This window comes from Mycobacterium sp. TH-M25, from assembly GCF_057473665.1.
In genome coordinates, this window is record NZ_JBYCLA010000042.1 from 1 (window position 1) to 8853 (window position 8853).

The window sequence follows — 8853 nt, forward strand, 5'->3', positions numbered from 1 at the left end:
GCCAGCCACCGGGACGGCCTTGGCGTCGCCCATGTCCATGATGATGTCTCATGCTTACATGATTACACCGTTACAACACATGTCAAAGCATTTTCACTCCCCGCGAATATGACGCTAGGAGCTCTCGCCGCGCCGGGCGCGGAACAGCTTCACCTCACCCTTGATGCCTTTGAGGCGACGCGCGCCAGCGAACGACCAGCTGAAACCCGCCTCGTCGCCGAGTTCGTCGCGCACCGACTCGGCGGCCAGCACCGTCCCCGGTCGGGCCGCGGCCGTCACCCGGCTGGCGGTATTGACCGGACTGCCGAACCAGTCCCCCGCCCGGCTGACCGCGGAACCGGACGCGATACCGGCCCGAAGGCGGGGAAAACCGTTGTCGGCATCAGTCATGTCGACCAGCTTGAGCACAGCGTCCAGCAGCGGCGCGGGTTCGGTGCAGACGAACATCACCGCGTCGCCAATCGTCTTGATGAACCGCACCGGTGGAGCCGCCACGTCGCGGGCCATCTCGGCGAGCCGGTTGGCCAGCTGGCCGAGTTCTTCGGGGGGCACCTCCTCGCCCAGTCGCGTGAACCCGACCAGGTCGGCGAAGGCCGCGGTGATGTGCCGCGCCCCGGGCAACGGCGCACCCGCGGCCCGCTCGCTGGCGTTGACGGCCTCGGCCTCCATCATGTGCCGAAGCTGCATGAACAACATGTCCTCGATCATCGGCCCGAGCAGCGGCGCGATGCGGCCCACCAACTGCTGGGACGCTTTCGCGGTCTCCACTTCACGGGCCCCCGGTTGCAGGATGGCCGACAATGCGGTGAAGCGCATGACTTCGGCGGCATGCGAAAGCCCTTCGGCGAGAACCCGAACGACCTGCACCACCTGGTCGGGGTCGATGCCGAGGTCGAGGAACTGCTTCGCGTGGGCCGCGGCGGCCCCGTCGGCGCGCAGATGCACAGCCGCGTCGGGATCGTCGATGCGCACCAGACCGACCGCGCGCTGCACGCGCTGCAACAGGTCGAGGTCGATGCCGTACTCGTCGGCAATGTCGCGCGTCGACACATAGTCGCCGTTGTCGCCGATCAGCCGGCGGGAGGCCACCAGCACGGGGACCGGCGCCGACCGAATCTCCTCTGCGGTGATGCCCTGTTCGACGAGCCACTCGATGAGTTCGGCGCGCTCGGCACGCGCATCGCCGTCGAGTCCGTCGAGCAGCGTGTCGATTTTCGCGCGGTCCACCCGGTCAAGCTATCCGACGGCGCACGGTTATCTGCGCCGTCACGACACCGGCGGACGGCGCTGCGCCCACGGTCGCGCGGTCTCGATCTGCGCGCCCAGCGACAGCAGCGTCGCCTCGTCGTTCGTACGGCCCACCAGCTGAATCGACAGCGGAATGCCTTTGGCGTCCAAGCCCCACGGCACAGCCGCGGCGGGTTGCCCGGTCAGGTTCCAGATTTCGAAGAACGGCACCCGCTGCGAGACCGCGAGCAGGGTTGCGATGCCGCCGAGGCGTTGGTAGGCGCCGATCGGCGACGGCCCGGTGGCGTTGCCCGGCGTGAGGACAACGTCGACATCGTCGAAGATCGACTGGATCCGTGCGGCCAGCGCGGCTTCCGCGGCGCGGATCTTGGTCATCCGCCCGTCGGGAATCAGCGACCCGATGCGGGCCATGTTGCGGGTCCGCTTTTCGAGCCGGCCCTGATGCGGCATCACCCGGACGTCGTCGTAGATGCCGCGGAAAAAGCGCGGCAGGAAGTTGCCGTAGATGGCGGCCGGTGGGTAGTCCGGGTCTTGCACGACGACGTCATGGCCGAGATCGCGCAGCAGCGCCCCGGCCGCGTGGACGGCGGCCCGCTGCTCCTTGCCGACGCGAGCCAGCAATGGCGGTGGAACTCTGGTGCTCAAGGCAATTCGCAGTCGCCCCGGGTCCTTGGCGGCGGCGGCGACGAAGCCGCCCTCGGGAGCGGGCGTCGTGGTCGTGGCGTCCAAGAACAACGCGGCGTCCTCTACCGTCCGCGCGAGCGGACCGTTCACGCTCAGCCCGCACCAGGCGTCGTGGTGCGGCGCCAACGAGACGCGGCCGCGTTGCGGCTTGAGCCCGAACAGTCCGCACCAGCCCGACGGGATGCGGATCGAGCCGCCGCCGTCGGAGCCCAGCGCCAACGGCGCCAGACCGGCGGCCACCGCGGCCCCGCTGCCGCCGCTACTGCCGCCCGGCGTCAGCGCGGTGTCCCATGGATTACGGGTCACCCCGAACGTCAGCGATTCGGTGAACGGGTAAATCATCAATTCGGGCACCGCGGTTTTGCCGATGATCACCGCGCCGGCCGCGCGCAGCCGGGCGACGACTTCGGCATCGCGACCCGCCGGGGTCGACACCGCGCTGCTGCCGCACGCAGTGAGTTCGCCGGCGACGTCGTTGTCGTCCTTGATCGCGACCGGGACGCCCAGCAGCGGCAGTCGCTCACCGGCGTCGAGGCGGCGCTGCGCGGCCAGGGCTTCCCGGCGTGCGGTCTCGGCGAGCACCACCCGAAAGCTGCGCAGCTGCGGGTCCAGCCTCGCGATGCGCTCCAGGTAGATCTCCAGCAAGGCCGGAGCGGTTATGTTGGCCGCGGCCAACATCCGCGCTTGCTCGGCCGCTCCCGCGAAGGCCAGGTCAGCGACGTCCACGTCGAGCAAGACTACTCACGTGGCCGGGCCGGCGGACCGCTACGGTGGCGTCATGTCGTGTGTGTTCTGTGCGATCGTCGCCGACCAGGCTCCCGCCATCCGGATCTATGAAGACGACGGCTATCTGGCCTTTCTCGACATCCGGCCGTTCACCCGGGGCCACACCCTCGTGGTGCCCAAGCGGCACTCGGTAGATCTCACCGACACCCCGCCGGAAACTTTGGCCGGCATGGCCGTGATCGGGCAGCGCATCGCCAGAGCGGCCCGCGCGACCGAGTTGGCCGATGCGACCAATATTGCGATCAACGACGGCCGGGCGGCGTTTCAGACGGTGTTTCACATCCACCTGCATGTACTACCGCGGCGTACCGGCGACAAGCTGTCGGTCGCCAAGGGGCTCCTACTACACCGGGATCCCGACCGCGAGTCGACCGGCCGGGTCCTGCGGGCGGCGCTGGCCGAGATCGACGCCGGCAGCTGATACGGGTCCGATGGCTCTTCCATTCGAACAGACATTGCTGCCCGCGACGGCTATCCGGTCGTCCGGCTGACGCCCGCTTAAAACTTCGCGCCGAACGTGTAACCAGTGCGAGATTTCTGGGCCGGATTCGCACTGAGTGCACGCTCGGCGCGAGAAGTCCGCTAGAACAGCTCCTTGGCGAGCAGTTCCAGCGTCGTCGCGCGCGCGGGGGCAGTCGCGGGGTCGGCGCCGCGGCTCACCGTGGCTGCCAGCGCATCCGCGGTGGCCTGATCGGTGCGGACCGGGCCGAGATCAACGCTGGCGGTCACGGAGATAGTCCTGCCACCTTCTTCGCCCGGGTGAAGATGTCGTCGAGCATCGCCGGGGTCAGCTTTCCGGTGAACGTGTTCTGTTGGCTGGGGTGATAGCAGCCCAGCAGCGTCACCTGGCCGTGACCGGCTTGCATCGTCGCGGTGGCCGCGTGGCCGAACTTCGGCTGTGGGCGGGGCACCTGGCCGCCGCTCGCGCGAACCATGTCCAGCGCGCAGCGCCACCCGAATGCGCCCAGCGCCACGACCACTCGGGTGTCGCCACCGACCAGCCGCCACTCGGCGGTTAGCCACGGCGCGCAGGTCGACCGCTCGGCCGGCGTCGGCGCATTGGCCGGCGGTGCGCATCGCACCGCGGCCAACACCCGAATACCGTTGAGCTGCAAGCCGTCTGCGGCGTCGACAGCGATCGGCGAGTTCGCCAAACCTGCCCGGTGCAGCGCGGCGTACAAGAAGTCGCCGGAGCGGTCGCCGGTGAAGACCCGCCCAGTCCGGTTGGCGCCGTTGGCCGCCGGGGCCAGGCCGACGACGATGATGCGGGGCTTCGTGTCGCCCCAGCCCGGAACCGGTCGGCCCCAGTACGGTTGGTCGGCGAACGAGCGCCGCTTGGTCAGCGCCGACTCTTCGCGCCACCCCACCAGCCGCGGGCAGGCCCGGCACACCGTTATCTCGGCGTCGAGTTGCTCGAGCGAGGTGGCGGCCGCGGCCATCACGTGAACCTGGGCGGCGTCGGATGCCACCGCGGTGCTCACTGTCGCAGGATCGCCAGGCCATCCTGTGCCGGGCGGCACCGGAGAGCCGAAGAGCGCGCGGGTGCGTGGATGGGCCAAGTGCACAGCTCCACTGTGTACCAGCAGCGGCGGTTGATGTCCGTAGGATCGCGTCATGGCCGCTGACGCGCTGGCCGGCCTGATCGCCGAGCTACCCGAGGGAATGGTCGTCACCGATCCTGCGATCACCGAGGGCTACCGCCAGGACCGCGCCCTGGACCCGTCGGCCGGAAAGCCGATAGCCGTGGTGCGCACGAAGCGGACCGAAGAGGTGCAAACCGTGCTGAGGTGGGCCGCAGCCCACCGGATTCCGGTGGTCACCCGCGGGATGGGCACCGGTTTGTCCGGTGGCGCGACTGCGGTCGACGGCGGCATCGTGCTGTCGACGGAGAAGATGCGCGACATCGTCGTCGACCCGGTCACCCGCACCGCGGTCTGCCAACCGGGGCTGCTCAACGCGGAAGTGAAAAAGACCGTCGCCGACTACGGCCTGTGGTATCCGCCGGACCCGTCGTCGTATGAGATCTGCAGCATCGGCGGCAACATTGCCACGAATGCGGGCGGGCTGTGCTGCGTCAAGTACGGCGTGACGACCGACTACGTGCTCGGCGTGCAGGTGGTGCTGGCCGACGGTACCGCGGTCCGGCTTGGTGGGCCCCGGCTGAAAGACGTTGCCGGGCTTTCGCTGACCAAGTTATTCGTCGGCAGCGAGGGCGTGCTGGGCGTGATCACCGAGGTGACGCTGCGGCTGGTGCCGGCCCAGCAGCCGTTGAGCACGGTGGTCGCCAACTTCGCGTCGGTGGAGGCCGCGGCCGCGGCGGTGCTCGGGGTGACCTCGCGACTGCGCCCGGCGATGCTGGAATTCATGGACCGGGCGACCATCAATGCCGTCGAGGACAAGCTGCGGATGGGCCTGGACCGCGGGTCGGCCGCGATGCTGGTCGGCGCCTCCGACGAACGCGGCCGCGGTGGCAGCGAAGACGCCGAGTTCATGGCCGCGACGTTCACCGAATTCGGTGCGACGGAGGTCTTTTCGACCGACGACCCGGACGAGGGTGAAGCCTTTGTGGCGGCGCGGCGGTTCGCGATTCCGGCGGTCGAGGAGAAGGGGCCGCTGCTCCTCGAGGATGTCGGCGTGCCGGTTCCGGCGCTGGCTGCCCTGGTCAGCGGGATCGAGCGGATCGCCGCCGCGCGCGACCTGATGATCGCGGTGATCGCGCACGCCGGCGACGGCAACACCCACCCGCTGATCGTCTACAACCCCGACGACGCCGCCATGACCGAGCGGGCACAGTTGGCCTACGGCGAAATCATGGACCTCGCATTGGATCTCGGCGGCACGATCACCGGAGAGCACGGCGTCGGACGGTTGAAGCGGCCGTGGCTGGACGGCTATCTCGGCCCGGAAGCGATGGCGCTGAACCGTCGTATCAAGGACGCGCTCGATCCCATGGGGATCTTGAACCCCGGCGTGGGCGTCTGACAGGCGCGGCCGTTTGACAGGCGCGGGCGCCGCGAGGTGACAGCTACCGATTTGCCCACCTTCGAGCGAATTCGCCGCCGCGGGCTTGTCGTTCGTCGGGGTCGCGAATTCACGTGCTCGGCATCATCGGCAGCTTGGGTCCGCCGAAGGGCGCATTGCGACACATTGTCGAGCATGCTGGCGGATTTCTTGGTCAGTCTGCGCGCCGGGGGCCGGGGAAAACAGGTCGAAGGTCCACCACGCGACGTTGGGCCGCCGAAGTGCGGTCGCCAGTGCGGCGACGTCTTTAGGGTTGAGGTATCTCAGCAAGCCCTCGGTCAGTGTGAGGTGTCAAGCTGCTCTGATGGTTCGGTACCACGGCGACGTCACATCGACACACCGCTATGGAAATGCTGTTCAACGGGTCGGTCGGCCTGGTGGTCGATCCTCGGCCGCATGGCCGACACGTCGCCACGATCGTGTGCGGCAGCGACGTCTGACCTGGAGGCATACCGAGGGTGGATCGCCGCGGGTTTCTGCCCTCTGAGCATCCGTCGTGTTGGCAGCGTTTAGCAGTGCGGTGCCTGGCATTGGCACTGCTTCGGGGCGCACGGTTAGGGCATGGGAACTGGTGCACGATTCATGCAAGGCTCCGCCACGATCGACATGAACGCTTCACCGCATGCGGTGTGGTCGCTAATTAGCGATGTGACACAGATTGGGAGGTTCAGCCCGGAGACGTTTGAGGCGCATTGGCTCGATGGCACTACCGGTCCCGCAGTCGGCGCGAGATTTCGTGGGCACGTGAAGCGCAACGAGAAGGGGCCCGTCTATTGGACTGCTTGCACTGTAACCGAGTGCGATGTAGGGCGGGTTTTCGCCTTCCGCGTGTGGTCGCGACCGTTGGGGCTGTTCATCGCCCCATCCAACACCGTCCAGGTTACGTGGCGCTTTCTCCTGCGCCCGCTTACCGGCGGCGGCACCGAGGTAACCGAATCGTTTGAGCTGAGGGATATCCCGTTCATGCGGCTGTATTGGCGGGCCCTCGGCTGGATCAGGGGCCCGCGATTAGAGCGGGATATGACGCGCACGCTGCGCGCCATCAAGGCCGCGGTGGAGCGCTAGACCGATCAGCTCCAGCGCAATCGCCGAGATGAACACTGCGTGTGGTCGTCCTGCCGTGCGCCACGAGACCAGGCGCGCCAAGCCGCCGGCGAACCCGACGGCGCTCAAGCTACGGACGACGCTGGTGCGTTGTTCGATGCGCGGGATGGCCGTCCAAATGACCGGTGCGGAAGCAAACCAGAAGCCGGGCGGCCTCGTGCTATTGGCGTTCCAGGTCGGCGACCGGCCGCGAGTCGTGAGTCATGCGTTCGGCCATGAAGTGAACCTGACCTTCTTCCGCCGACAGCCGCGCTCCGTCGCCAATTAGTTGACCGAGAACCGATTCGACGTCATCACCGAGACAGTGCGTCAAGTTTGAGGCCCTACCGTTGACATATCCACGCTCATGTCGTAGCAATAAGACATGACAGCAACTCTGTCTCACGCTCCGGAGTTCCGACTCGCGACCGCTGAGACGTGGGCCAACCCGTGGCCGATGTACCGCGAGCTGCGCGATCACGACCCGGTGCACCACGTGGTGCCGCACAGCAAACCCGACAACGATTACTACGTGCTGACCCGCCACGCCGACATCTGGGCCGCGGCAAAAGACCACGAGACCTTCTCCTCGGCCCACGGCCTGACCGTCAACTACGGCGATCTGGAAATGATTGGACTGCAGGATAATCCGCCGATGGTGATGCAGGATCCACCGGTGCACACCGAGTTCCGCAAGCTGGTGGCCCGCGGTTTCACGCCGCGACAGGTCGAGGCGGTGGAGCCGAAGGTCCGCGAATACGTCGTGGAGCGCATCGAGGGGTTGCGCTCCAACGGTGGCGAAGGAGATATCGTTGCCGGCTTGTTCAAGCCGCTGCCTTCGATGGTCGTCGCGCACTACCTCGGCGTCCCAGAGGAAGACCGCGGACAGTTCGACGGCTGGACTGACGCCATCGTGGCGGCGAACACCGCCGAGGGCGGCGTCGCGTCCGCGCTCGAAACCGTCGGCGAGGCAGTCGGGTCGATGATGGCCTACTTCACCGAGTTGATCGAACGCCGCCGCCGCGAACCTGCGGACGACACTGTCTCGCATCTGGTCGCCGCGGGTGTCGGGGCCGACGGAAATATCGCCGGCACGCTGTCGATCCTGGCGTTCGTCTTCACGATGATCACCGGCGGAAACGACACCACCACCGGCATGCTGGGCGGCGCGGTCCAGTTGCTGCACCAGCGGCCCGATCAGCGGCGCCTGCTCGTCGAGAACCCGGATCTCATCCCGGCTTCCGTCGACGAGTTGCTGCGACTCACCTCACCGGTGCAGGCGCTCGCCCGCACCGCGACCCGCGATGTCAGCATCGGCGACGCCACTGTGCCGGAGGGCCGTCGGGTGTTGCTGGTCTACGGATCCGGCAACCGCGACGAGCGCCAATTCGGTTCGGAGGCAGGTGAACTCGACGTGCAGCGGCACCCGCGCAACATCTTGACCTTCAGCCATGGCGCCCACCACTGCCTGGGCGCGGCCGCCGCGCGGATGCAATCGCGGGTCGCGTTGACCGAACTGCTGTCCCGCTGCCCAGATTTCGAGGTCGACGAGGACGGCATCGTCTGGGCTGGCGGCAGCTACGTGCGTCGCCCGCTGTCGGTACCGTTTCGGGTCACCTAGATGCCGGCCAACGACTGGCTCGGCGAGCGCCGCAACCAAGTCGCCGCCGACCGGATTCTCGACGCCGCCGAGGAGTTGTTCACCCACCACGATCCCGGTTCGGTCGGGATGCACGAAATCGCCAGGGCCGCCGGGTGTTCGCGCGCGACGCTGTACCGCTACTTCGAGAACCGGGAGGCGCTGCGCAGCGCCTACGTCGCCCGCGAAACCCTCCGGCTGTCGCAGTCGATCGACGTCGACCACATCGAAGACCCTCAGGAACGTCTGGTCAGCGGCATCGTCACAACACTTCGGCTGGTGCGCCAAAGCCCGGCGCTGTCAGCATGGTTCGCGACGGCCTCGGGCCCACTCGGCGCCGAGTTGGCCGAGCAGTCCGACGTGATCTCCGGTCTGGCCAACGCATTCGTCAC

General features: G+C 67.7%; 11 protein-coding genes. 6 read left to right on the forward strand and 5 right to left on the reverse strand.

Annotated features, from left to right (window positions below):
* Positions 1–114 precede the first annotated feature (114 nt).
* Positions 115–1227, reverse strand: a complete 1113-nt coding sequence (locus tag AC2VOU_RS01595; RefSeq protein ID WP_486955778.1) for an adenylate cyclase regulatory domain-containing protein — start codon at positions 1225–1227, stop codon at positions 115–117.
* Positions 1228–1266: 39 nt separating this feature from the next.
* Entirely contained in the window at positions 1267–2658 is a 1392-nt protein-coding gene (locus AC2VOU_RS01600; RefSeq protein WP_486955779.1) for an amidase, read from the reverse strand.
* Positions 2659–2710: 52 nt separating this feature from the next.
* On the opposite strand from AC2VOU_RS01600, the gene AC2VOU_RS01605 reads away from it, so the two are divergent.
* Positions 2711–3139 carry an HIT family protein gene (locus tag AC2VOU_RS01605; RefSeq protein ID WP_486955785.1) on the forward strand — a complete coding sequence of 143 codons (429 nt, stop codon included), beginning with the start codon at positions 2711–2713 and terminating at the stop codon, positions 3137–3139.
* Positions 3140–3300: 161 nt separating this feature from the next.
* Here AC2VOU_RS01605 and AC2VOU_RS01610 read toward each other — a convergent pair whose 3' ends face one another.
* Entirely contained in the window at positions 3301–3447 is a 147-nt protein-coding gene (locus AC2VOU_RS01610; protein WP_486955788.1) for a hypothetical protein, read from the reverse strand.
* Positions 3444–4334 carry a uracil-DNA glycosylase gene (locus tag AC2VOU_RS01615; RefSeq protein ID WP_486955780.1) on the reverse strand — a complete coding sequence of 297 codons (891 nt, stop codon included), beginning with the start codon at positions 4332–4334 and terminating at the stop codon, positions 3444–3446. Before AC2VOU_RS01615 ends, AC2VOU_RS01610 begins: the two co-directional genes overlap by 4 nt.
* Here AC2VOU_RS01615 and AC2VOU_RS01620 point away from each other — a divergent pair.
* Positions 4333–5700 carry an FAD-binding oxidoreductase gene (locus tag AC2VOU_RS01620; protein WP_486955781.1) on the forward strand — a complete coding sequence of 456 codons (1368 nt, stop codon included), beginning with the start codon at positions 4333–4335 and terminating at the stop codon, positions 5698–5700. The genes AC2VOU_RS01615 and AC2VOU_RS01620 overlap by 2 nt on opposite strands.
* A gap of 621 nt (positions 5701–6321) precedes the next feature.
* The gene (locus AC2VOU_RS01625) at positions 6322–6804 is read left to right on the forward strand and encodes an SRPBCC family protein (RefSeq protein ID WP_486955786.1); all 483 of its coding nucleotides are present in this window, start codon (positions 6322–6324) and stop codon (positions 6802–6804) included.
* On the opposite strand, the gene AC2VOU_RS01630 is transcribed toward AC2VOU_RS01625, so the two are convergent.
* Positions 6748–6963 carry a DUF4345 family protein gene (locus AC2VOU_RS01630; RefSeq protein ID WP_486955787.1) on the reverse strand — a complete coding sequence of 72 codons (216 nt, stop codon included), beginning with the start codon at positions 6961–6963 and terminating at the stop codon, positions 6748–6750. The genes AC2VOU_RS01625 and AC2VOU_RS01630 overlap by 57 nt on opposite strands.
* Between AC2VOU_RS01630 and AC2VOU_RS01635 the strand changes: the two genes are divergently transcribed.
* The 3 genes from AC2VOU_RS01635 to AC2VOU_RS01645 all read left to right on the forward strand — a co-directional run.
* Positions 6860–7111 carry a hypothetical protein gene (locus tag AC2VOU_RS01635; RefSeq protein WP_486955782.1) on the forward strand — a complete coding sequence of 84 codons (252 nt, stop codon included), beginning with the start codon at positions 6860–6862 and terminating at the stop codon, positions 7109–7111. The genes AC2VOU_RS01630 and AC2VOU_RS01635 overlap by 104 nt on opposite strands.
* Positions 7112–7207: 96 nt before the next feature.
* Entirely contained in the window at positions 7208–8443 is a 1236-nt protein-coding gene (locus AC2VOU_RS01640) for a cytochrome P450 (protein ID WP_486955783.1), read from the forward strand.
* The coding region (locus AC2VOU_RS01645) for a TetR/AcrR family transcriptional regulator (RefSeq protein WP_486955784.1) at positions 8444–8853 on the forward strand (410 nt) is incomplete at its 3' end.

Excerpts from the sequence above, each read along its gene's own strand:
- AC2VOU_RS01605 (WP_486955785.1), top strand. The coding sequence starts at position 2,711 with ATGTCGTGTGTGTTCTGTGCGATCGTCGCCGACCAGGCTCCCGCCATC.
- AC2VOU_RS01620 (WP_486955781.1), top strand. The coding sequence starts at position 4,333 with ATGGCCGCTGACGCGCTGGCCGGCCTGATCGCCGAGCTACCCGAGGGA.
- AC2VOU_RS01615 (WP_486955780.1), bottom strand. The coding sequence starts at position 4,334 with ATGACGCGATCCTACGGACATCAACCGCCGCTGCTGGTACACAGTGGA.
- AC2VOU_RS01625 (WP_486955786.1), top strand. The coding sequence starts at position 6,322 with ATGCAAGGCTCCGCCACGATCGACATGAACGCTTCACCGCATGCGGTG.
- AC2VOU_RS01640 (WP_486955783.1), top strand. The coding sequence starts at position 7,208 with ATGACAGCAACTCTGTCTCACGCTCCGGAGTTCCGACTCGCGACCGCT.